18 protein-coding genes and 1 pseudogene are annotated in these 23,115 nt (G+C 64.0%); 14 read left to right on the top strand and 5 right to left on the bottom strand.

All coding sequences use genetic code 11. The features are described 5' to 3' along the window. Positions 1-6: 6 nt before the first annotated feature. Positions 7-675 (top strand): protein TolQ, encoded by a 669-nt coding sequence (gene tolQ / locus ACUXV1_RS02670; protein ID WP_043636798.1) that lies wholly within the window; start codon positions 7-9, stop codon positions 673-675. A gap of 86 nt (positions 676-761) precedes the next feature. Beyond that, positions 762-1,625, top strand: coding sequence for a drug/metabolite exporter YedA (yedA, locus tag ACUXV1_RS02675; protein WP_114152148.1), 864 nt, complete (start codon positions 762-764; stop codon positions 1,623-1,625). Positions 1,626-1,764: 139 nt separating this feature from the next. Here yedA and ACUXV1_RS02680 read toward each other — a convergent pair whose 3' ends face one another. Both ACUXV1_RS02680 and ACUXV1_RS02685 read right to left on the bottom strand, forming a co-directional pair. After that, complete coding sequence (locus tag ACUXV1_RS02680) at positions 1,765-2,292, bottom strand: cytochrome b/b6 domain-containing protein (protein ID WP_446014714.1); 528 nt, start codon at positions 2,290-2,292, stop codon at positions 1,765-1,767. Positions 2,293-2,637: 345 nt separating this feature from the next. Further along, positions 2,638-3,801: a lytic polysaccharide monooxygenase gene (locus ACUXV1_RS02685; RefSeq protein WP_043636802.1), complete on the bottom strand. Its 1,164-nt coding sequence runs from the start codon at positions 3,799-3,801 to the stop codon at positions 2,638-2,640. Positions 3,802-4,240: 439 nt separating this feature from the next. Here ACUXV1_RS02685 and ACUXV1_RS02690 point away from each other — a divergent pair, with 439 nt between their 5' ends. The 6 genes from ACUXV1_RS02690 to gap all read left to right on the top strand — a co-directional run bounded on the left by ACUXV1_RS02690 (position 4,241) and on the right by gap (position 12,771). Continuing rightward, complete coding sequence (locus ACUXV1_RS02690) at positions 4,241-4,975, top strand: GntR family transcriptional regulator (protein WP_019101073.1); 735 nt, start codon at positions 4,241-4,243, stop codon at positions 4,973-4,975. Next, a complete protein-coding gene (gene nagA / locus ACUXV1_RS02695; protein WP_107732092.1) occupies positions 4,972-6,093 on the top strand; it encodes an N-acetylglucosamine-6-phosphate deacetylase in 1,122 nt (373 codons plus the stop codon). Before ACUXV1_RS02690 ends, nagA begins: the two co-directional genes overlap by 4 nt. After that, positions 6,074-7,096: an SIS domain-containing protein gene (locus tag ACUXV1_RS02700; RefSeq protein ID WP_043589504.1), complete on the top strand. Its 1,023-nt coding sequence runs from the start codon at positions 6,074-6,076 to the stop codon at positions 7,094-7,096. Before nagA ends, ACUXV1_RS02700 begins: the two co-directional genes overlap by 20 nt. 123 nt (positions 7,097-7,219) lie before the next feature. Beyond that, complete coding sequence (gene ptsP, locus ACUXV1_RS02705; protein ID WP_446014712.1) at positions 7,220-9,724, top strand: phosphoenolpyruvate--protein phosphotransferase; 2,505 nt, start codon at positions 7,220-7,222, stop codon at positions 9,722-9,724. Between the two features lie 156 nt (positions 9,725-9,880). After that, positions 9,881-11,563 carry an N-acetylglucosamine-specific PTS transporter subunit IIBC gene (gene nagE, locus ACUXV1_RS02710; protein ID WP_446014711.1) on the top strand — a complete coding sequence of 561 codons (1,683 nt, stop codon included), beginning with the start codon at positions 9,881-9,883 and terminating at the stop codon, positions 11,561-11,563. Positions 11,564-11,757: 194 nt separating this feature from the next. Then, a complete protein-coding gene (gene gap / locus ACUXV1_RS02715) occupies positions 11,758-12,771 on the top strand; it encodes a type I glyceraldehyde-3-phosphate dehydrogenase (RefSeq protein ID WP_019100281.1) in 1,014 nt (337 codons plus the stop codon). 80 nt (positions 12,772-12,851) lie between these two features. Here the strand turns inward: gap and ACUXV1_RS02720 are convergent, their stop codons facing one another. Beyond that, positions 12,852-13,295 carry an Lrp/AsnC family transcriptional regulator gene (locus tag ACUXV1_RS02720; protein ID WP_043636809.1) on the bottom strand — a complete coding sequence of 148 codons (444 nt, stop codon included), beginning with the start codon at positions 13,293-13,295 and terminating at the stop codon, positions 12,852-12,854. 429 nt (positions 13,296-13,724) lie between these two features. On the opposite strand from ACUXV1_RS02720, the gene phoB reads away from it, so the two are divergent. The 3 genes from phoB (at position 13,725) to tal (ending at position 17,110) form a co-directional block, all read left to right on the top strand. Next, positions 13,725-14,414, top strand: a complete 690-nt coding sequence (gene phoB, locus ACUXV1_RS02725) for a phosphate regulon transcriptional regulator PhoB (RefSeq protein WP_446014710.1) — start codon at positions 13,725-13,727, stop codon at positions 14,412-14,414. Positions 14,415-14,420: 6 nt separating this feature from the next. Then, the gene (gene phoR, locus ACUXV1_RS02730; protein ID WP_019101331.1) at positions 14,421-15,728 is read left to right on the top strand and encodes a phosphate regulon sensor histidine kinase PhoR; all 1,308 of its coding nucleotides are present in this window, start codon (positions 14,421-14,423) and stop codon (positions 15,726-15,728) included. Between the two features lie 320 nt (positions 15,729-16,048). Continuing rightward, positions 16,049-17,110, top strand: coding sequence for a transaldolase (gene tal, locus ACUXV1_RS02735; RefSeq protein ID WP_043636812.1), 1,062 nt, complete (start codon positions 16,049-16,051; stop codon positions 17,108-17,110). 236 nt (positions 17,111-17,346) lie between these two features. Here tal and ACUXV1_RS02740 read toward each other — a convergent pair whose 3' ends face one another. Further along, positions 17,347-17,880, bottom strand: a complete 534-nt coding sequence (locus ACUXV1_RS02740; protein ID WP_043636814.1) for a hemerythrin domain-containing protein — start codon at positions 17,878-17,880, stop codon at positions 17,347-17,349. 363 nt (positions 17,881-18,243) lie between these two features. Between ACUXV1_RS02740 and ACUXV1_RS02745 the strand changes: the two are divergent. Together ACUXV1_RS02745 and ampD are read left to right on the top strand one after the other, a co-directional pair. After that, positions 18,244-18,531 (top strand): annotated as a pseudogene (locus tag ACUXV1_RS02745) (GNAT family N-acetyltransferase); the annotation flags it as partial. Between the two features lie 15 nt (positions 18,532-18,546). Continuing rightward, positions 18,547-19,134 carry a 1,6-anhydro-N-acetylmuramyl-L-alanine amidase AmpD gene (gene ampD / locus ACUXV1_RS02750; RefSeq protein WP_249604928.1) on the top strand — a complete coding sequence of 196 codons (588 nt, stop codon included), beginning with the start codon at positions 18,547-18,549 and terminating at the stop codon, positions 19,132-19,134. 93 nt (positions 19,135-19,227) lie between these two features. Here the strand turns inward: ampD and kup are convergent, their stop codons facing one another. Beyond that, positions 19,228-21,093, bottom strand: coding sequence for a low affinity potassium transporter Kup (gene kup / locus ACUXV1_RS02755; RefSeq protein ID WP_043589962.1), 1,866 nt, complete (start codon positions 21,091-21,093; stop codon positions 19,228-19,230). 308 nt (positions 21,094-21,401) lie between these two features. Here kup and ACUXV1_RS02760 point away from each other — a divergent pair, with 308 nt between their 5' ends. Then, entirely contained in the window at positions 21,402-23,111 is a 1,710-nt protein-coding gene (locus tag ACUXV1_RS02760) for a proline--tRNA ligase (RefSeq protein ID WP_081544987.1), read from the top strand. Positions 23,112-23,115 lie beyond the last annotated feature (4 nt).

Here is a 23,115-nt window from a genome sequence, read left to right on the forward strand (position 1 = left end):
GTTGCCGTGCAACAGATTTCCTTCCTGAGCCTGATCCTGGACGCCAGCCTGATGGTGCAACTGGTGATGGCCGGCCTGGCCTTGATGTCGGTGCTGTCCTGGGCCCTGATCTTCAACAAGATCTCGGTGCTGCGCGCGGCGCGGCGCAATAGCGACGAGTTCGAGCGCAATTTCTGGAGCGGCGCGGACCTGAACCGACTGTACGAAGACGCCAGCCGCCGCAGCGACACGGTGGGCATGGAGCGCATCTTTCAGTCCGGCTTCGCCGAGTTTTTGAAGCTTCGCGGCCGCAACGGCACCGAGCTGTCGGACATCATGGCCGGCTCGCGCCGCGCGATGAAGGCGGCGGCGCAGCGCGAGCTGGACGCCCTGGACAGCCATACCTCCTTCCTCGCCACAGTGGGCTCGGTTAGCCCCTATATCGGCCTGTTCGGCACGGTGTGGGGCATAATGCATGCCTTCATCGGCCTGGGCAACGCTGGTCAGGCCACCTTGTCCACCGTGGCGCCGGGCATCGCCGAGGCGCTGGTGGCCACGGCTATCGGCCTGTTCGCGGCCATTCCGGCGGTGGTGGCCTACAACCGCTTCGCCACCGACGTTGATCGGCTGGCCACCCGTTTCGACAGCTATATGGAAGAGTTTTCCAACATCCTGCAGCGCCTGGCCACACGCTAAGTCAGGCCGCGTCCGCGGCAAAATTGGGCTTGCCACGGACATTCCCATACGGCATGGTATTCGGTTCCACTTTCTTGAGCCGCACCATGCCGTTTTCGCGCATTCCCCCGCTGACCCTAGCCGCTTTCTTCGCCCTGTACGTGATCTGGGGCTCCACTTACCTGGGCATACGCATAGGAGTGGAATCCTGGCCGCCGATGATGATGGCCGGCTTGCGCTTTTCCTTGGCCGGTTGGCTGATGCTGGCTTATTTGTGCGTGCGCAAATACCCGATGCCTAACGCGCGCGAACTGGGCGGCGCCGCCTTGCTGGGCGTATTGATGCCGGCAGTGGGCAACGGCCTGGTCACGGTGGCGGAGAAAGATGTGTCCTCCGGCGTGGCCGCATTGGTGATCGCCACCGTTCCCCTGTTCACCTTGCTGTTCGCGCGCATGTTCGGCCAGAAGGCGCGCAAGGTGGAGTGGGCCGGCATCGGCCTGGGGGTGTGCGGCATGGTGCTGTTGAACATGGGGGCCAATCTGAAGGCCAGCCCCAGCGGCGCGGCCTTGCTGTTGCTGGCTTCCGCCGGCTGGGCGCTGGGTTCGGCCTGGAGCCGCCATTTGGCTCAGCCAAAGGGACCAATGGGCAGCGCCTGGATGATGATCTTCGGTGGTGCGGCTTTGCTGCTGGCCAGCCAGATCTACGGCGAGAAACTGCTGGCGACGCCGTCACTGTCCGGCTGGCTGGCTCTGCTCTACCTGGCGGTATTTGGCTCCATCATCGCTTACAGCGCCTATCTGCACCTGCTGAAGACCGTGTCGCCGGCCGCCGCCACCAGCTACGCCTACGTCAACCCGGTGATCGCGGTTCTGCTGGGGGTGGTCTTTCTTGGCGAGCACATTGGCCTGCACGAGATGTTGGCGATGAGCGTGATTGTGGCGGCTGTGGTGTTGATCAGCTGGCGGCGCTAGCAGCGCTTGCATGTCCGCCGCGCTTCGTGAGACGTGGCGTGGCGAGCACCGCTTCGACTGCATGCACCGCCGGCACATTGCGCTTTCTCAGCGGTTTTCGCCTTGTCTCGCTCTTGCTCGCGAGATCGTGAACACGTTCTTAGCCAGCCAGCAGCGACATGCGCCGTAACAGGCGGCGTCCGTTGCGCTGATGCTGGATTACCGCGCCGATATGGGCGCTCAGCAGCAGGGCCAGCAGAACATTGCTGACGAAGTGCAGCTTGGCCAGCGCGCACGTGGCCGCGCCTGGTTCCAGGCTGGGTTGCAGAGTGAGCAGGCCGAACAAATCGACCGGCCGTTCCATCATCAGCCAGCCGCTGGCCAGCGACAGGCTGCTCAGCAGATAGAGCAGCGCGTGGGCGCGGCTCGCCAGCCGGTGTTTGGCCGGCGGGATGCCGGTGGGCGGCGGCATGCGGAAGCTGGCGCGGTAGACAATGCGCAGCAGGAAGACGGGTATTAGCAGGGTGGTCAGCGCGACGTTGAACGGCGGAATCGCCGCGGCGACGGCGGGCGGCAGCGCGCCGGAGGCGAGAGCGAAGCCGCTGATCATCGCCCACAGGATCATGACGGCGCAAATCCAGTGCAGCCAGGCTGCGAGGGGCGGGTAGGTCTGGGTCGAGGTTTCCATCGGAACCGGCTTTCTAGCGAATCCCGGCAGGCGACGCGCGGCAGCTATCCTGCCTGCGTTGCGGGCATGGGATGGCCGCCATCCAAAGAATGGCCTGCGACAGGAGTGGTGGGGGAAGCCGGCCTGCCCAGAGGGGGAAGGCCGGCGGTTCAGCGCGTCACGCTCTTAGAACCTGTTTACGATCTGCTGCGCGTTGGCGGGACTGTTAGACAAGGGCGTTGGAAACGTCTTCGAAATGTTCATGTACCACTTGACCATTCCGCTTTCTCAACGACTTTCGCCTTGTCTCGCCTTAGCTCGCGAGATCGTAAACACGTTCTTAGCCCGCGCGCCGAGCGGTACGGCTTAAGCCGGCGCCCACAAGGCGGGTTGGGTGGACGGGGTCCAGCCCGCGCCGGCCCAGGCGGTGTGCGGCTGCAGGCAGCGGTACTTCTTGCCCTGATAGCTTACGATCTGGCCAGCGGTGTAGGACAGGCCTTCTTTCCAGGTGTCGCCCACCGGCGGCGGGTTGATGCCGCCGTCGCCCTTCTTCAGGTCGATCTGGTAGGTGTAGCCCTTGTAGTTGTCGTTCAGATACACGCGGTTGGCGGTGGCGCTATGTTCCGGGGTGATGCCTACCGTGCGTTGCTTCTGATTCATCACGCCGATGCGAATCGCCTTGGAAGTTGCGTTCACTTTCACGCCCAGCTCATACGGCCAGTTGGTCATTTGCCCGCTGACGGCGTCCAGTTTGACCGGGATGGTTTCGGCGTCGCGGCCGCTGGCGTCGAACACGCGCAAGGTGGCGGTGCTGTTGTTCGGCAGGTTTTCATAAGCGGTCACCTTGCCGATTTCCTTCCACGGATTGGTCACCGGCGGCGGTTCCGGCGGGTTGGTGCCGTCGCCGAAGATCACGTCGGAGCACGAGTAGAAGGCTTCTTCGCTGTCCGCGCGCTTCCAGACATTGAAAATGATGTGCGGGCCGCTCTTGCCGGCCGGCAGCTTGGCCACCATGTGGTAGCGCTTGTTGGCGTCCAGCGGCGGATTGCCGGTCACGGTGTGGAAGGGCTGCGGATCCAGGTCAGACCACTTCAGCGGCTTGGTTTGATCCCAGCCGTTCTTGGTGACGTAGAACTTGAAGTACTTGGTCGAGTGCGGCGCGGTGGCGTGATAAACGAACTCGTAGTTGCCGCTGGCGTCCGGCACCAGCTTGGTTTTCGGCCAGTCGGTGCGGCCCAGGTTGAAGCCCTTGAACTTGTCTTGGCCGCCGGCGCAGAGTTTGCCGTCCGGCACCACTGCGGCGTGGTTGTCGCCCTGAGGATTTTGGTTGATGCCGTTCCAGTCGTACATGGCCTGGGTGCCGCCTACGAGTTTGGCCTGCTGGCAAGCGGCGGATTTCGGCGATTCCGCGCCCTCCTTGAAGCAGTTGTAGGTGCGGTTGATCGGCACTTCCATGGTGCCGTGGGCCCATAGCGGCGCACTGAGGCAAGCCAGGGCGAGGGCGGCGGGAAGGCGCAGTTGTGGTTTCATTCTGACTCCTTTGAGCTACGAGTGGTATGCAAGAGCCCAGCAGTTCGCCGGGCAGTCCAATCATCATATGAATGACATATGATTTAAAATAAGACGACTATTTTTAATCTAAGTTTGGCAAAAGGTACTATTGCCATGCTTACTGTGTGGTCTTGCATCTGCTTGATTCTTGCAAAAAACGCTCATTCCCTGACCTGTCCCGCGGGTCAATGCGCAGTGATCCTGCAATTTTCCCAGCCAAATCATTTGTTTGTCGTTTTGCTGCCATGCAGCAAGCGCACAAGAATGCGAACAAATAAAATGGTATTGACGTGGTATTAATGTGGTATTAACGTTCGCGGTAAGCCGTAAGGCCGGAATCGACACGCGCCAGCGCGGAAGATGCCAGCCGGGGAGACAGGTTATACACTGGGGTTTTCAGACCACTTGCAGACAACCCATGGAAAATCGCTGGCTTGCATTGAAACCGGATGAAACCCTGACCACGCCGCTGTATCTGCAGCTGTCGCGGAAACTGGCCGACGCCATCAACGCCGGTTGGTGGCAGGCGGACGAAGCGCTGCCGTCGGAGCGCACGTTTTCGGAAGAACTGGGCATTTCGCGCGTCACCGCGCGCAAGGCGATGGATGTGCTGCTGGAGCAGGGCCTGATTCGCCGGCGCCAGGGCTCGGGCACCTTCATCACGCCAAGACTGGAGCAGCCCTTGTCGAGGCTGACCGGCTTTACCGAACAATTGCGCCAACGCGGCTTCGTGCCGTCGTCGGTGTGGCTGGAGCGCGGCGTGTTCGCGCCCAGCAATGAAGAAGTGATCAAGCTGGGACTGTCGCCCACCTCGCAGGTGTCGCGGCTGAAGCGTCAGCGCCTGGCCGACGGGGTGGTGATGGCGATAGAGATGACGACGCTGCCGGTGGCTTATCTGCCGGAGCCGCAGCAAGTGGGCACCTCGCTGTACGCCCACCTGGACGCCAGCGGCCACTCGGTGGTGCGCGCGTTGCAGCATATCCGCGCGGTGAACGCCTCCGGCGACATCGCCACGTTGGCCGGCATCCGCCCCGGAGAGGCGATGCTGTTGATTACCCGCATCGGCTTCAACGCTGAGAACATCGCGATTGAATTGACCGATACCTATTGCCGTAACGACTACTACGATTTTGTTGCCGAACTGAGACGATGACCCAACACCGAGTGCTGCAAGGACGCATCCTGACCGAATCCGGCTGGATGGACGGCGAATTGAAACTGGCTGCCGATGGCCGCATCGAGTCTATAGACGCGCGCTTGGCCTCCGGGCGCGCGGTGGAGCGCTATCTGCTGCCGGGCTTCATCGATCTTCACGTCCACGGCGGCGGCGGCGTCGACATCATGGAGGGCGGCCGCGCCGCCGAGCGCGTGGCCAGGCTGCACGCCCGCTTCGGCACCACCTCCTTGCTGGCCACCACCATGACCGCGCCGCCGATCGACATTGAGCAGGTGCTGCGCGCGCTCGGTTCCTCCTGTCGCGAACGCCAGCCCGGCGGCGCCCGCATTCTGGGCGTGCATCTGGAAGGCCCTTACATCAACCCCGGCAAACTGGGCGCTCAGCCAGACGACGCCTGCCGCGCGGTGATGGAGCAGGTGGACTGGTATCGTTCGCTGGCGCCGGTGTCGCTGATCACGCTGGCGCCGGAAATCGCGGGCCACATGGACATCATCCGCCAACTGGCGGAGCAGGGCGTCAAGGTGCAACTGGGCCACACTCTGGGAAGTTACGAAGACGGCGTGCAGGCCCTGGAGCAGGGCGCGTCCGGCTTCACCCATCTGTTCAACGCGATGAGCGGGCTGCACCACCGCGAGCCCGGCATGGTGGGCGCGGCGCTGGCCCACGCCGAATACGCGGAACTGATCCCGGATCTGCTCCACGTCCATCCGGGCGCGATCCGCGCCGCTCTGCGCTCGATTCCGCGCCTGTACTGCGTCACGGATTCCACCGCCGCCGCCGGCATGCCGGACGGCGAATACAAGTTGGGTTCGCACTCGGTGACCAAATGCATGGGCGGCGTGCGTCTGGCCGACGGCACTCTGGCAGGCAGCACGCTGACCATGGACCAGGCGCTGCGCAACCTGGTGTCCATCGGCCTGCCGCTGGCGGACGCTTCGCACAGGCTGTCGCTTTACCCGGCCGACTATCTGGGCCTGGCCGACCGCGGCCGGCTCGCCGCCGGCGCCTGGGCCGACATTGTGGCGATGGATGCGGATTTGAATTTGCAGCAAGTCTACGTAGAGGGAGAACAAATTGGCCTCGTTGATGCTTGAAGAAGCGCTGTACGCCGCCGAGGCGGTGGCCGCGCAACACATGTACGCCGATGAAGCGCTGGCCGCGCTGGGGCGCGCGCTGGCGGTGGAGCGCCCCAGCCTGGCGCTGACCGTTGCACGCGGCAGTTCCGATCACGCCGCCAATTACTTCGCCTATCTGGCGATGCAACGGCTGGGCGTGCCGGTGGTGTCCCTGCCGATGTCGCTGGTGACGCTGCACCGCGCGCCGCTGGCGGTGAAAGGCCAACTGGCGGTGGCTTTGTCCCAGTCCGGCCAGAGCCCGGACCTGATCGACACTATGAAGGCGCTGGGCGCCGCCGGGGCGCGCACCGCGGCCTTGGTCAACAAGCATCAATCGCCGCTGGCCGCCGCCTGCGAATGGGTAGTGCCCTTGTGCGCCGGCGACGAAAAAAGCGTGGCCGCCACCAAGAGTTACATCACCTCCTTGTCCGCGGTGGCGCGCCTGGTGGCCCACTGGCAGGCGGACGACGCCCTGTTGGCCGCGCTGGCCAACCTGCCGCAGCGTTTGACCGAAGCCACGCGCCAGGACTGGACGCCGGCGGTGGACGCTTTGCGCGACGCCGAACGCATCATGGTGGTGGGCCGCGGGTTGGGCTTCGCCGTGGCGTTGGAAGCCGCGCTCAAATTCAAGGAAACCTGCGCGATTCAGGCCGAGGCCTTCTCCGGGGCCGAGATCAAGCACGGTCCGATGGCTTTGATCGACGACGGCTATCCCTTGCTGATCTTCGCGCCGCGCGGGCCGGAGCAACAAGGCTTGATCGATCTGGCCGAGGAAATGCGCGGCCGCGGCGCCAAGGTGTTGCTGGCCGCGCCGGAAAATATCGTCAGCCGGGATCTGACCCTGGCGTTGGCCGACGACGAAGCGTTGGATCCTTTGCTGGCGATTCAGAGCTTCTATCTGATGGCGGCGCGCTTGTCCGAGGCGCGCGGCCTGAATCCGGACGTGCCGCGTCATCTGTCCAAGGTGACTTGCACGCGCTGAGTCCGGCAACGCTTGAAACCGCGCCCTGATCGGCCATCGAATCGGGGCGCGTCGCGAACGGCGCCCAGCGGAACCGGCGCCGGCCGCGGAGACGATACATAAGTAAGAATGGAGACGCCCCCCATGTCCGCTACGCTCGAACTCCTGGCCCCGTTTGACGGGCCGTCCGTGCCGCTGAGCCGTGCGCCCGATCCGGTATTCGCCGGTTTGATGATGGGCGACGGCCTGGCGATCGAGCCGATGTCCGGTACCCTGCTGGCGCCCTGCGACGGCGTGGTGGCGCAATTGGCGCGCATCGGCCACGCCTTGACCTTGCGCGCGGCCAACGGCGCTGAAGTGCTGATCCACATCGGCATCGATACCGTCAAGCTGGAGGGCGAGGGCTTTAAGCCGTTGATCAAGGCCGGCGACTCAGTCAGTCAGGGCCAGCCCCTGATCGAAGTGGACCTGGACGCAGTGGCGCGGCGCGCGCCGTCCTTGCTGACCATGGTGGTGATCGCCAACGGCGAGGCTTACGCATTGGAAAGCCGGGCCGAGGGCTGGCAGCAGGCCGGGCAAAGCGTGTTTCTGACACTGTCCGGCGGCGAGGCCGTAGACGATCTTCCCAGCGCCAGTGGCGCGGAAAGCCGCGGTCAGGCCACGGTGCGCCACGCCGGCGGCCTGCACGCGCGGCCGGCGGCGCTGGTGCAGAACGCGGCGCGTCAATACCGTTCCAGCGTACGGGTGGAATTCAATGGTCAGGCCGCCAATGCCCGCAGCGTAGTGGCGCTGATGGGGCTGGGGGTGGCCGAGGACGACGATGTGGCGGTGTTGGCGCAGGGCGAGGACGCCGCTGCGGCCGCGGCGGCGGTGATCGCCGCGCTGCAAACCCGCACAGAGTCCGGCCATGGCGCGCCCGCGCCCTTGGCCAGCGCCTCGGCGCGTTCGCTGCCGGCCGGCTGGATAGGCGGCGTTTGCGCGGCGCCGGGCCTGGCCATCGGCCAGGTGGTGCGCCTCGACGCCTTCGAGCCGCAAGTGGCGGAGTTCGCGGTCAATGCGGACAGCGAGCGCGATCAGCTGAACCGCGCGCTGACCGAGGTCAGCGCCGGCATCGCCGCCGCCATCGACGACGCGCTGCGGCGCGGCCAAACCTCGCAGAGCGACATTTTCTCCGCCCATCTGGCGCTGGTGGACGATCCGGAATTACGGGGCGCGGCGGAACGAGACATCGCCGCCGGCCACAGCGCCGGCTACGCCTTCCGCCAAGCGGTGCGGGCGCAGTGCCGGGTGTTGTCCAGCCTGGGCAGCCCCTTGCTGGCCGAACGGGTGGCCGATCTTAAAGACATTGAACGTCAGGTGCTGAAAGCCTTGTTGGGCGATGCGCAGAGCGAGCCTGAATTGTATCCGGCCTCCATCCTGGTGGCCGAAGATCTGGCGCCCTCCGAACTGACCCGGCTGCCGCGAGAGCGGGTGGCCGGCATACTGTCCGCCGCCGGCGGCGCCACCGGTCATGTGGCCATTCTGGCGCGCGCGCTAGGCATTCCGGCCCTGGTGGCTTGCGGGCCGCAGGTGTTGCGTCTGGACGCCGGCAGCGAAGTGCTGCTGGATGCGAGCCAAGGCGGCTGTGATCCGGCGCCGGCCGCCGCCTCGCTGGCTGCCGCCAGGCAGGCGATGGCGGAGCGAGAGCGCCGCCGCGCCGATATGCGGGCCGACGCCGACGGCGCCGCGGTGACACTGGATGGCGTGCGCGTTGAAGTCGCCGCCAATATCGCCAACGAAGAGGACGCGCGCGAAGCGGTGCGCTACGGCGCCGACAGCGTGGGTCTGTTGCGCACCGAGTTCCTGTTCATTGATCGTCGGGACGCGCCGGACCGCTACGAGCAGGCCAACGCCTATCAGGCGGTGCTGGACGAATTGCAGGGCCGCGTCGCCATTATCCGCACGCTGGACGTCGGCGGAGACAAGGAAGTGCCCTATCTGACCTTGCCGCCGGAACCTAACCCGGCGCTGGGCCTGCGCGGCATCCGTACCGGCTTCGCCCATCCGGAGATGCTGGATGAACAACTGCGCGCGCTGCTGATGTTGCGCCCGTTATCCCTGCTGCGCATCTTGGTGCCGATGATCGCCGACGTTGGCGAACTGCGGCGTTTGCGTCGGCGCATCGACTCGCTGGCCGAGGAAATGGGGCTGAGCGAACGGCCGCAGCTGGGCGTGATGGTGGAAGTGCCGTCCGCCGCCCTGCTGGCCGACCAACTCGCCGCCGAGGCGGACTTCTTGTCCATCGGCACCAATGATCTGACTCAATACACGCTGGCGATGGACCGTTGCAACGCTTCGCTGGCGGCCAGCCTGGACGCAATGCATCCGGCGCTGCTGCGGCTGATAGAACGCACGGTGGCTGGCGCCAGCCTGCACGGAAAATGGGTGGGCGTGTGCGGCGCCTTGGCGTCGGACCCGCTGGCCACGCCGGTGCTGATCGGCCTCGGCGTGGCCGAACTATCGGTCAGCCCTGGCCTGGTGCCGGAGATCAAGGCCAGGGTGAGGGCGCTGGATCAGCAGGCTTGCCTCAAGCGCGTCGAGCAGCTTTTGAGGCTGGATTCCGCCGCCGAAGTGCGCGCGCAGGCCGCCGAATGGTGGCCGGAGGCCTGACCGGTCCGGCGCGCAAGGCCGTTCAAGGTTTTTGAGGTGATTTTGAAGTAATCGCATGCCGCGGGGACACGCGGCAGCGAGCGGCACAGACACACAAGAAGGTAGCAGCCTGGAGCGCCATGCCCCCATCGGCGTCCATACACTGGGAGACGAGACGTGAGTACCTCTGACAATAAATTCGCTGGCATTCAGCAGCTGGGCCGAGCCCTGATGCTGCCGATCGCCGTTTTGCCCGTGGCCGGCCTGCTGCTGCGCCTGGGCCAGCCGGACCTGCTCAACATCAAGATGATGGCTCAGGCAGGCGACGCCATCTTCGGCAATCTGGCGTTGATCTTCGCCATCGGCGTGGCCGTGGGCTTCGCCAAAGACAACAACGGCACCTCCGGCCTGGCCGGCGCCATTGGCTATCTGGTGATCACCGCGGTACTCAAGGTGATAGACGAGAAGCTCAATATGGGCGTCCTGTCCGGCATTCTGTCCGGCCTGGTGGCCGGCGCGCTGTACAACCGTTACAAGGACATCAAGCTGCCCAGCTACCTGGCCTTCTTTGGCGGCAAGCGTTTTGTGCCCATTGTCACCGGCTTCTCCATGCTGCTGCTGGGCGCGGTGCTGGGCTATGTCTGGATGCCGGTGCAGGTCGGCATCGATAGCGTTGGGCGCTGGCTGATCGGCGCCGGCGAGATCGGCGTCTTCGTCTACGGCGTGCTCAACCGCGTGCTCATCGTCACCGGCCTGCACCACATTCTCAACACCATCGTCTGGTTCCAGGTGGGCGATTTCGCCGCCGCCGCCGGCAAGGTGGTGCACGGGGACCTGACCCGCTTCTTCGCCGGCGACAAGACGGCCGGCATGTTCATGTCCGGCTTCTTCCCGGTGATGATGTTCGGCCTGCCGGCCGCCTGCCTGGCGATGTACCGCACCGCCAAGCCGGAGAACAAGCAAGCCGTCGGCGGTCTGCTGTTCTCGATGGCGCTGACCGCGATGCTGACCGGCGTCACCGAGCCGGTGGAGTTCGCCTTCATGTTCCTGGCGCCGGCGCTGTACGCCATCCACGCGGTGTTGACCGGCCTAGCCATGGCCTTGATGCACGCGCTCAACATCAAGCTGGGTTTCGGCTTCTCCGCCGGTCTGTTCGACTACATGCTGAACTTCGGCTTGTCCACCAACCCCTTGCTGTTGGTCCCGGTGGGCATCGGCTACTTCGCGCTCTACTACGTGTTGTTCGTGTTCTTCATCAAGAAATTCGATCTGAAGACCCCTGGCCGCGAAGACGCGATGGTGACTGTGGCGGCGGTGGCGGCCGGCAGTGAACGCGCGCGCGCCTTTATCGCCGCGCTGGGCGGCGCCGCCAACCTGAAATCGGTGGATGCCTGCACCACCCGTTTGCGCTTGCAAGTGGCCAGCAACGACAAAGTGAGCGAGGCCGCGCTGAAGGCGTTGGGCTCGCGCGGCCTGATCAAGCCGGCGGCCGGCAGCGTGCAAGTCGTGCTGGGGCCGGAGGCGGATCTGATTGCCGACGAAATCCGCGTTGCGTTGGGCGCCGCTGAAACCGCGGCCGCCGTTCAAACGAGCGGGGCGGCGCCGGCGCGGGCCTTGGGCGAAGTGGTGGGCATTGATCGCGAACGCTGGCTGACGGCGCTGGGCGGGGCGGACAATGTGCGCAAGGTGGAAGCCGTGGCCGGCAGCCGCTTGCGGGTGGAAGTGGCCGACGCGGCCCTGGTTGATCAGGCGGCCTTGCAGCTGTTGGGCGCCAGCGGCGTTACCGCCTTTTCCGGCACGCTATTGCATATAGTATTGAATAGCGACGCCGGCGATTACGCCGCCGTATTGCAGGGCTGAGGCGCTGTTCGATGCCGGGCGACGGCCGGTGGAATTTGACGCACGGCAAGTTTGGTCGGAATTTCCGCACTGGCGATGTTGGTAATTCGCCCACTACTTATGTAGCGAGTTGATTACAAGCCGAATCAGGCGGACAGTGGTGGCGCAGGGCACGGGAAGATGACCTTGCGCCATTTCAACTTGGAGGATGCATCATGACGTTGCGAGTTGCTATCAATGGTTACGGCCGCATCGGCCGCATGATTGTGCGTGCATGGCAAGAGCGCTATGCCGATCAGGACATCGAGATTGTCGCCATCAACGATCTGGCCTCGCCGGAGCTGCATGAACACCTGACCCGCTACGACAGCGTGCACGGCCCGTTCGCCGCGTCCGTGGCGTTGGACGGCGACCACCTGGTGGTTAACGGCAAGAAGATCAAGCTGCTGGCCATCCGCAACCCGGCCGAGCTGCCGTGGAAAGAATTGAACGTGGATGTGGTGATGGAATGCACCGGTTTGTTCACCACTCGCGAAAAAGCCGGCGCCCACCTGCAGGCGGGCGCTAAAAAGGTGCTGATCTCCGCCCCAGGCGGCGAAGGCGTGGACGCCACCGTGGTGTACGGCGTCAACCATCAGCAGTTGAGCAGCGCGATGACCATCGTGTCCAACGCCTCCTGCACCACCAACTGTCTGGCTCCGATGGTGCAGCCCTTGATCGACACCATCGGCATCGAGCGCGGCCTGATGACCACGGTGCACGCCTACACCAACGACCAAGTGTTGCTGGACACCGATCACAAGGATTTGCGTCGCGCCCGTTCCGCCGCCGTGTCCATGATCCCGACCAAAACCGGCGCCGCTGCCGCGGTGGGCCTGGTGTTGCCTCAGCTGAAAGGCAAGCTGGACGGTTTCGCCGTGCGCGTGCCGGTGAGCAATGTCTCGTTGGTGGATCTGACCTTCACCGCCGGCCGAGACACCACCAAGGAAGAAGTGAACCAGCTGATCAGCGACGCCGCCAAGGGGCCGCTCAAGGGCGTGCTTGGCGTGAACACGCTGCCGCTGGTGTCCTGCGACTTCCTGCACAACCCGGCGTCCAGCACCTTCGACGCCACGCTGACCCGCGTCATCGGCGGTCGCGAAGTCAAAGTGCTGGCCTGGTACGACAATGAGTGGGGCTTCTCCAACCGCATGATCGATACGGCAGTGGCCTGGCAGGCCGCCAAGTAAGCGCCGACAGGCGTTCCGCTCTTTCAAACGGACAGGCTCGCCTGTCCGTTTTTCATTGTCAGGCCCAAAGCCGCGCCGGATTATTCGTCCTGTTGCAAATCCGGCAGCCGCGGCGGCACTGGAACCTCGATCACGATCGAAGTCTTGGTATCGCCAAACTGCATCAGCCGCGCGATCAGCGCCTGCAGGGTGGGCATATTGTCCACTACCACCTTCATCATCAGTCCGCTGGTGCCGGTCACCGACATGCATTCGATGATCTCCGGCATGGTGCGGATTTCCTCTATCACCGCGAAGTACTCCAGGTGTTTGACCGTCAGCTCTATCATGCAGCAGATGGGCATGCCCACCTTGTTGGGATCGATGGTGGCGCGGTAGCCGGTGATCACGCCGCCGCGCTCCAATTTGTTCACCCGATCCGCCACCGCCGGCGGCGACAGATTCACCCTTCGGGCCAGCTCCGCGAAGCTGATGCGGGCGTTTTCGTGCAGCGCGGCGATGATTTTTCTATCAAATTTATCCATGTTTCGATTATAAGGAAATATGACGAAACAAACATATAAAATAAGGTGAAATGGCTGAAAATCCAATCAACCATCTAATCAAAACGCCTGTTTGCTACGTAAAATGCTGGCCGTATCAGGGTTGGCCGCACTGTCCCGCGGCTCGCCTGTCCAGATCCGTTGCGGATGAGAATTGTCCCAAAACGCTCTCATTTGAAACTGTCCTGGTGATCTCTTTGTCCCTGGTCTCTAGTCAGATCAAATCTGTATTGACGACGACCATTCCGGGCCTGTTCACAGCAACAGGCCCGTTTTTTTTGGTTTCAGCGGCGTCTACGGCTGGCGCGTTAAAATAATCTGCGCCAAAGTGGGAAAGTTTGACGAAATGTCATATTTTTGTAATCACCCGTTTTTATCCTTGCCACACACTCAAACGGGAATGGATCAACCATGCCAGCCAATATCTTGCTTGTTGAAGACGAACCGGCAATCCAGGAGCTGATTGCCTTCAACCTGGCGCAGGCCGGACACCATGTGCTGCGAGCCAGCACCGCCGAAGCGGCGCTGACGCTGGTGCGCAACGCGCTGCCGGATCTGGTGTTGCTGGACTGGATGCTGCCGGGCGTCAGCGGGGTGGACATCGCCAAGCGCTTGCGCGCGGACGAGCGTACCCGCCACGTGCCCATCATCATGTTGACCGCTCGCTCGGACGAGCAGGACAAGATCACCGGCCTGGAAACCGGCGCGGACGACTACATCACCAAGCCGTTCTCGCCGCGAGAATTGCTGGCGCGCATCAAAGCGGTGCTGCGCCGTCGCGCGCCGCAGATGACCGACGACGCGGTGGACGTGCAAGGCCTGCGGCTGGATCCGGTCACCCACCGCGTCACCGGCAACGGCGGCGTCATCGATCTGGGCCCCACCGAATTCCGCCTGCTGCACTTCTTCATGACCCATCCCGAGCGCGTGCATTCGCGCTCCCAGCTATTGGACCAGGTGTGGGGAGACCATGTATTCGTGGAAGAGCGCACCGTGGACGTGCACATCCGTCGGCTGCGCAGCGCGTTGGAGGGCACCGGCCACGATGCGCTGATCCAGACTGTGCGCGGCACTGGTTACCGCTTCTCCACCCAGCAGTGAGGCCTGATGCCTGAATTTCTGAAACGCACGCTGGCCTCGCTGCTGGCGACCGCCGTCATTGGCCTGGGCTTCTGGCTGGGATCGTCGGCGGAAGACGGACTGATCGCGGTGGCCATCTGCCTGGGCGGCTGGCTGGCCTTCAATCTCTACCATGTCGCGTTGTTGTTGCGTTGGCTGCAGCGGCCGACCCCGGAGCGGGTGCCGGACGGTTTCGGCGTCTGGCACACCATCTTCATGACCCTGTACCGCACCACCCGCACCCAGAGCCAGAGCCAGAAAAAGCTCACCCACGCGCTGGAGCGTTTCATCAACGCCGGCGAGGCGATGCCGGACGGGGTAGTGGTGCTGGACGAGCATGACCGCATCGAATGGATCAACCCGATGGCGGTGGAGCATCTGGGTCTGGACCGCAAGCGGGATGTCGGCAATCAGATCCTCAACCTGATTCGCCAGCCTGCCTTTCACGCCTATATGAACGAGGCGCGCTTCAGCCAACCGCTGGTGCTCAATTTCGTGCAGCCGCGCGAACTGGTGATCTCGCTGCAGATGGTCCCTTTCGATTCCACCCGCAAATTGCTGCTGACCCGCGACATCACCCAGCTGGAACGGGTGCAAACCGTGCACAAGGATTTCGTCGCCAACGTCTCGCACGAGCTGCGCACGCCGCTGACCGTGGTGGGCGGCTTTCTGGAGACGCTGGGCGATCTGCCGCAGGTGGACGACGCCACCTTCCGCCAGTTTCTGCCGATGATGCTGGAGCAATCGCGGCGCATGCAAAGCCTGGTTGAAGACCTGTTGACCCTGTCCAAGCTGGAGAACAGCCCCAAGGCGACGGTATCGGAAAAAGTGGACATGCAGGACATGTTGGACACGCTGATGGTGGAAGCCGAAGGCCTGTCCCACGGCCGCCATCAGGTCAAGCTGGACCGGCACAGCGACGCCTGGCTGTGGGGCAGTCCGCAAGAGCTGCATTCGGCCTTTGGCAATCTGGTATCCAATGCGGTGCGCTACACGCCGGAAGGCGGCTGCATCACGCTGAGCTGGAGGGAAGAGGGCGAGCAGCTGCGCTTCTCCGTGGCGGATACCGGCATCGGTATTCCGCGCGAGCATATTCCGCGGTTGACGGAGCGCTTCTACCGGGTGGACCGCGGCCGTTCGCGCGGCAGCGGCGGCACTGGTCTTGGGCTCGCCATCGTCAAGCATGTGCTGGCCCGCCATCACGCCCGGCTGGAGATCAAAAGCGAGCCGGACAAGGGCAGCGTGTTCTCCGCGGTGTTCCCGCGCGACCGCCGCAGCGGCTCGCAAGCGGCCTGAGCGCCGCGCCGCTGGGGCCGCATGCGGCGTATTCTTGCAAGCTTGGGCCGGCGCTCTTGGCGCGCCGCTCCAAGCGGGTTAGGATGTCCTTTTCAGCCCGCCGATTTTAGAACCTGTTCAAAGTCTGCCGCGCTTCGGCGATACGACGTTGAAATCCGCTTCGAAATGCTCATGTACCGTATGTGCATTTCGCTTCCTCGGCTGTTTTCGTCTTGTCTCGCCCCTGTGCGCGAGACTCTGAACAGGCTCTATGGCGCGGCGGCCACCGGCCGGCTCGGCGATGCCGGGCCCGTCCCGACTTTATTCTGGATCGTTCCACCATGAATCGACTGCAATCCATCCGTCCGTTCGGCCAGCGCGTCTGGCTGGACAATTTGTCCCGCGAATTGATCGCCTCCGGCGAACTGGCGCGCCTGCTGGCCGACGACGGCATCGCCGGCGTGACGTCCAATCCGGCGATCTTCTACAAGGCGATCAGCGGCGACGCCAGCTATCAGGCCGATCTGGCCCGCCTGAAGGCGGACGCCGGCCTATCCGCCGAGGCGCGCTACGAAGCGCTGGTGGTGCCGGACATCCAGGCCGCCTGCGACTTGCTGCGCGGCCAATACGACGCCAGCCAGGGCAACGACGGCTATGTCAGCCTGGAAGTGTCGCCGGAGTTGTCCAACGACGAGGCCGGGACTCTCGCCGCGGCGCGGCGCTTGTGGGCGGAAATCGCCCGGCCCAACGCCATGATCAAGATTCCGGCCACCGCCGCCGGCATCCGCGCCTTTCAGGCGCTGACCCGCGAAGGAGTCAACGTCAACATCACCCTGCTGTTCTCGTTGCCGCAAGTGGAAGCGGTGTGGGACGCCTACATCGCCGGCTTGTCCGCCCGTCACGCCGACGGCAAGGACGTGTCCGGCGTCAAGGCGGTGGCCAGCTTCTTCCTGTCCCGCGTCGACAGCCTGCTGGACCCGCAAGTGGCGGAGGCCCACAAGGGCAAAGTGGCCATCGCGCTGTCCAAGGCTGCTTACGCTCGCTATCTCGAGCGCTTCCACGGCGCCGAGTTCGCCGCGTTGAAAGCCGCCGGCGCCCGTCCGCAATACCTGCTGTGGGCGTCCACAGGCACCAAGAACGCCGCCTACTCAGACGTGCTTTACGTGGAGAGCCTGATTGGCGATGAAACCGTCAACACCGTGCCGGACGGCACGCTGGCGGCCTTCCGCGACCACGGCCAGGCGGCGTTGACGTTGCCGGAAGGCATGGACGAGGCGCAGACCCTGTTGCACGCGGTGGGCGCTGCTGGCGTGGATCTGGCCGCCGCCGGCGAGAAGCTGCAGCAGGATGGCTTGAAGCTGTTCGAGGACGCGTTCGAGCAGTTGCTGAAGCTGACCGCCTGAGATCGTAAACAGGCTCTGAGAACCGGATTACGATCTGCTGCGCGTCGGCGATACAGCGTTGAAAGCGGCTTCAAAATGCTCATGTACCGTGTGTACACTCCGCTTTTTCAGCCGTTTTCGCCTTGTCTCGCTCTTGCTCGCGAGATCGTAAACAGGTTCTGAGTGCGCAAAGATAAAAAGGCTGACCGTGCTGGTCAGCCTTTTTTTTGCGTTTGCGGCCGGGCGGCGGCAGCCGTTCAGGCGGCTTGCTGCATCCGGCGCGCCGCCATGCGCTGTCCGGCGGCGCTCATCTCCTCGGCGCTGATGGCGGAGGCGGCGGTGGGAAACAGCCAGCTTTCCTCGGCGGCGGCGTGTTCGCGGTACTGGCGAGCGAACTCCTCCAACTCGTTGCGGCTGATGCTGTGAATCTTGCCGTCGCGCAGCGCCAGAAGATCGTCGCGAATGGCGTTCCAGCAGGAATGCAGATAGCCGTGTTCTGCGCTCAGTTGCTCCAGCCGGGAGGCGGCGGTGGGCACCCGCTCCAGAATCAGCGGGAACAATTCGTCCTCCTCGTCGCTGTGATGAGCGGGGCCGGCCAGATCGAAGTAGCGGACCAAGCCGTCTATCGTGTTGCGCGCGGCCTCGTCGACGCCGTGTTGCTCAATGTAAGAAGGCAGTTGATCCAGTTGGTCGCAGAAGCGGCGAATCTTGTCGTGGCAGGCCTGCAGCATTTCCAGCGGCTGCTCGAAGCTGGGCGCGGCGGCGCTGCTCAAGGTGTCCAGGGTCAGCATCGGCGTTCTCCTGTAGTGGGTGACGGGCTGCATTCTGCGGCATGGCGCGGGCGGCGGCCATGATCCGGCTCAAGGCAACGCGCGCCGGCGGCTCCGCGGGAGCGGTAGAATGCCGAGGTTTGGTTGCCCCGGTTGTTCTTGATACCCCGCTGCCGGGCAGAAAACAAGAGAGATATTGGACTGTTCCGATGACTAGAATGTTGCGCGCGCCAGCGCAGCGCCGCAGGAGGTTGGATGCAAGCCCCGTTTGAAGTGAAACGCCTGGATTTGAGCGACGCGGCGTTGGCCGCTCGCGCCTTGAGCCTGCAGTTGGCCGCCCACCGTTTGGAGGCGGAATGGCTGTCTTATCCGCATCTGCCGGTGATGTGGACCGACCTTGCCGCTGCGCAGGCCTGCGCCGACGCGGTTTGGGGCGCGTTCGAGGGCGAGAGCCTGCGCGGGGTGCTGGTGGCCTCGCGCCGCGAGGATGGCGGGCTGCATATCGAAAGAGTCGTGGTGGATCCGCAACAGTTGCGTGCCGGCTGGGGCTACCGCTTGCTGAACCGGGCGCTGGTGGGCGAGAGAGAGGTCAGCGTCGATACCGCCGAGGTCAATATCGCCGCGTTATCTTTGTATCGCAAGGCCGGCTTCGTCGCCGAGCAGCGCTGGTCCACGCCGGACGGCTTGATGCTGTGGCGTCTGAATTATCAGCCGGCCCCGCCGCCGGCTTTCCAGCTATTGGAGGACGGCTGGCTGGACGGCGCGCGCTGGATACCGTCGCCCAATCACGACGAACGCGGCGAGGACATGGCGCCGGAACTGCTGGTGATCCACAACATCAGCCTCCCTCCGTATCGCTACGGCGGGTTGGGCGTGGAGCAGTTGTTCCAGAATAGGCTGAATCCGGACGAGCACCCGTTCTACGCCGAAATCCAGCATTTGCGCGTGTCTTCCCATTTCTTCATCCGCCGTTCCGGCGAGCTGCAGCAGTTTGTGCCTGTGACGCGGCGCGCTTGGCATGCCGGCGTGTCCAATTGGCGAGGGCGTGAACGCTGCAACGATTTTTCCATTGGAGTGGAGCTGGAAGGCTGCGATTTCGAGCCGTTCAGCGAGGCGCAATACCAGACGCTGCAAGCCTTGGCGCTGGAATTGAGGCGCAGGCTGCCGCTTAGCGCCATCATCGGTCACGAGCACATCGCGCCGGGGCGCAAGACGGATCCCGGACCGTTTTTCGATTGGGCGAGGGCGGAGGCCGACAGCGGTCTGTCGCGTTAGAGTCAAGCCAGCCGCGAAAAAGCCGGACGGGCAAGGCCGGTCCGGCTTGAGAGCGAGGCGAGGAGGCTTCGCGTCTGTTCAAAGTCTGGCGAGCTAGAGCTCGACTTGCGCGCCCAACTCCACCACCCGGTTGGTGGGCACCTGGAAGAAGTCGGTGGCGCGCATCGCGTTCTTGCTCATCCACACAAACAGCTTTTCGCGCAGGCGCGACATGCCCGGACGCTCGGTGGACACGATGGTCTCGCGCGACAGGAAGAAGGAGGTGTCCATCAGCTCGAAAGCCAGACCCTGGGCAGTGCAATCTTCCAGCACCTGCAGTACGTTTGGATCTTCCTTGAAGCCGTAGCGAGCCACCACGCGCCAGAACGAGGCCGACATCTGCACGATTTCCAGCCGTTCCTCCGCCGCTACATAGGGCACGTCCTCGGTGCGCACCGTCATCAACACCACTCGCTCATGCAGCACCTTGTTGTGCTTGAGGTTGTGCAGCAGCGCGTGCGGCACGCCGTGCAGGGTGCTGGTCAGGAACACCGCGGTGCCCTGCACCCGCGTCGGCGGGTAGGCTTCCAGATTTTCGATGAAGCTGTCCAGCGGCAGCGCCTGGTCGCGCAGGCGGGTGAACAGCAGCTCGCGGCCCTGCTTCCAGGTGCTCATCAGCGTGAAGATCACCATGCCCAGCACCAGCGGCAACCAGCCGCCGTCGGCCACTTTGTGGATGTTGGCGCTAAAGAAGCCCAGATCTATGGTGGCGAACATCAGGGTAACGCCCAGCGCCAGCGGCAGGGGCCAGCGCCAGTTGACCCTGGCCACCACGAAGAACAGGCAAGTGGTGATCAGCATGGTGCCGGTGACGGCGATGCCGTAGGCGGCGGCCAGGCTGGACGAGGTCTTGAAGGTCAGCACCACCACCATCACCGCGATCAGCAAAGCCCAGTTGATGAAGGGCATGTAGATCTGGCCGATCTCTTTTTCCGAGGTATGTTGCACCTCCAGCCGCGGGCAGTAGCCCAGCTGGATGGCTTGGCGGGTCAGCGAGTAGGCGCCGGAAATCACCGCTTGCGACGCGATCACCGTGGCCAGCGTCGCCATGACGATCAAGGGCAGCAGCGCCCAATCCGGCGCCAGCAGGAAGAAGGGGTTTTTGATGGCGGCCGGGTTTTGCATTAGCAGCGCGCCCTGGCCGAAATAATTCAGCGCCAGGCCAGGCAGCACCAGGCTGAACCAGGCGCGGCGGATCGGCGAGCTGCCGAAATGGCCCATGTCGGCGTATAGCGCCTCGGCGCCGGTCAGCGCCAGCACCACCGAGCCCAGGGTCAGGAAGGAGCCCCAGCCGTTGTGGCCGATGAAGTGCAGCGCGTGATAGGGATTGAGCGCCTGCAGCACCTGCGGAGCTTGCACGATCTGATGCAGGCCCAGCAGGCCCAGAACGGAAAACCAGATCAGCATGATGGGGCCGAACAGCAGGCCGACGCTGGCGGTGCCGAAGCGCTGAAGCAGGAAGAGGCCGGTCAGCACGCCGATGGCCATCGGCAGCACATAGCTTTCCATCGCCGGCGAAATCAGCTCCATGCCTTCCGCCGCGGACAAGACCGACACCGCCGGGGTGATGATGGCGTCGCCGTAGAACAGCGCCGCGCCGAACAAGCCCAGCAGAACGATCTTCCAACGCGCGGCGTGGGTGGTGTAATGGCGGGCCAGCGCCATCAGCGCCATGATGCCGCCTTCGCCGCGGTTGTCGGCGCGAAGCACGAAAGCCACGTATTTGATGGAAACCACGAAAATCAGCGACCAGAAGATCAGCGACAAAATGCCGAAGATGTTTTCAGGCGTGGTGGGGATGCCCTGGCCGGTGAAGCATTCGCGCAGGGTATACAGCGGGCTGGTGCCGATGTCGCCGTATACCACGCCCAAGGCGGCCAGGGTCAGGCCTGCCATGGCCTGTTTGTTGTGATCCTGCATATGCATCCAATGGAATTGTTCGTCACCGTATATTGCTGCACAGCAATATCGATGGTTCTTGAGCGCGCAGATTACTCCAGAGGTCAGGGTAAGCCAAGCAAAGGCCGCGCAAGAGCCGAGATGTGTTCTCGTAAAACGACAGAATCCGGGCTGTCCGCTTGCGCGGCGGCCGCATCTGGAGTAGCCGACGGGTGGCGGGGCACGCATCTTTATAGCGCAAAACGGCGATGCCGGCGCAAGGCTTGGCCGCGAGGCGCGGCAAACGCTACAATCAAGCCCTCATTACACCGTATTACCAAGGACGCATCATGCGCGCATCGCAGTTTTTCATTTCCACCCTGAAGGAAGCCCCCGCCGACGCGGACATCGCCAGCCAGAAGCTGATGATGCGCGCCGGCTTCATCCGCAAAGTGGCCGCCGGCATTTACTCCTGGATGCCGATGGGCCTGCGCAGCGTGCGCAAGGTGGAAAACATCGTGCGCGAAGAGATGAACCGCGCGGGCGCGATTGAAGTCAGCCTGCCGGTGGTGCAGCCGGCCGGCTTGTGGCAGGAAACCGGCCGCTGGGACAAAATGGGCGAGGAGCTGCTGCGCTTCAAGGACCGTCACGAGCGCGACTTCGCCTTGCAGCCCACCGCGGAGGAGTTGATCACCGACATCGCCCGCAACGAGCTGCGCAGCTACCGCGCGCTGCCCAAGAATTTCTTCCAGATCCAAACCAAGTTCCGCGACGAGCGCCGCCCGCGCTTCGGCGTGATGCGCGGCCGCGAGTTCACCATGAAGGACGCTTACTCCTTCGATCGCAGCGCGGAAGCCGCCGGCGTCAGCTACGACAATATGTATGCCGCTTACTGCCGCATCTTCGACCGCTTGGGCCTGAGCTACCGCGCCGTTGCCGCCGACACCGGCGCGATCGGCGGCGACCGTTCGCATGAATTCCAGGTGATCGCCGACACCGGCGAGGACGCCATCGTCTATTGTCCGGACTCCGACTACGCCGCCAACATCGAACTGGCCGAAGCCGTGGCGCCGGCCGGCGAGCGCGCGGCCGCCGGCGCGGCCATGACCAAGGTGCATACGCCCAAGGTCAAGACCATCGCCGACTTGGTGGACTTCCTGAAGGTCGACATCAAGCAAACCGTCAAAGCGGTTGTGGTGGACGGCGACGACGATCAGCCTGTGCTGCTGCTGGTGCGCGGCGATCATGAGCTGAACGAGGTCAAGGCCGAGAAAATCGCCGGCATCAAGGCGCCGCTGACCTTCGCCGCCCCCGGCGCGATCAAGGCCGCCTTCGGCGCCAATCCGGGTTCGCTGGGTCCGGTGGGCTTCAAGGGCCGCGTCATAGCCGACCGCACCGTCGCCAAGATGGCCGACATGATTACCGGCGCCAACGAGGACGACCAGCACTATATCGGCGTCAACTTCGGCCGCGATTGCGCGGAGCCGGAAGTGATGGATATCCGCAATGTGGTGGCCGGCGACGCCTCGCCGGACGGCAAGGGCGAGCTGGCGATCCAGCGCGGCATCGAAGTGGGCCATGTCTTCTATTTGGGCACCAAGTATTCGGAAGCGATGAACGCCACCTTCCTGGACGAGGACGGCAAACCCAAGCCGTTCGAAATGGGCTGCTACGGCATCGGCGTCACCCGCATCCTGGGCGCGGCCATCGAGCAGAACTTCGACGACAAGGGCATGATCTGGCCGGACGCCATCGCGCCGTTCACCGTGGTGATCTGCCCGGTGGGCTATGACCGCTCCGCCGAGGTGAAGGCCGCCGCCGACGCTTTGTACCAAGGCCTGCTGGCCAAGGGCGTGGACGTGATTCTGGACGACCGCGGCGAACGTCCGGGCGCGATGTTCGCCGATTGGGAGCTGATCGGCGCGCCGCATCGCGTCACCATTGGCGACCGCGGCCTGAAGGAAGGCAAGGTCGAGTACCAGCACCGTCGCGACACGGAGGCCAGCGCCCTGGCCGCGGATGCTATGCTGGAACAAGTGCTAGCCAAACTGGGGCTGTGACCGT

The organism is Chromobacterium sp. W521 (assembly GCF_052805975.1).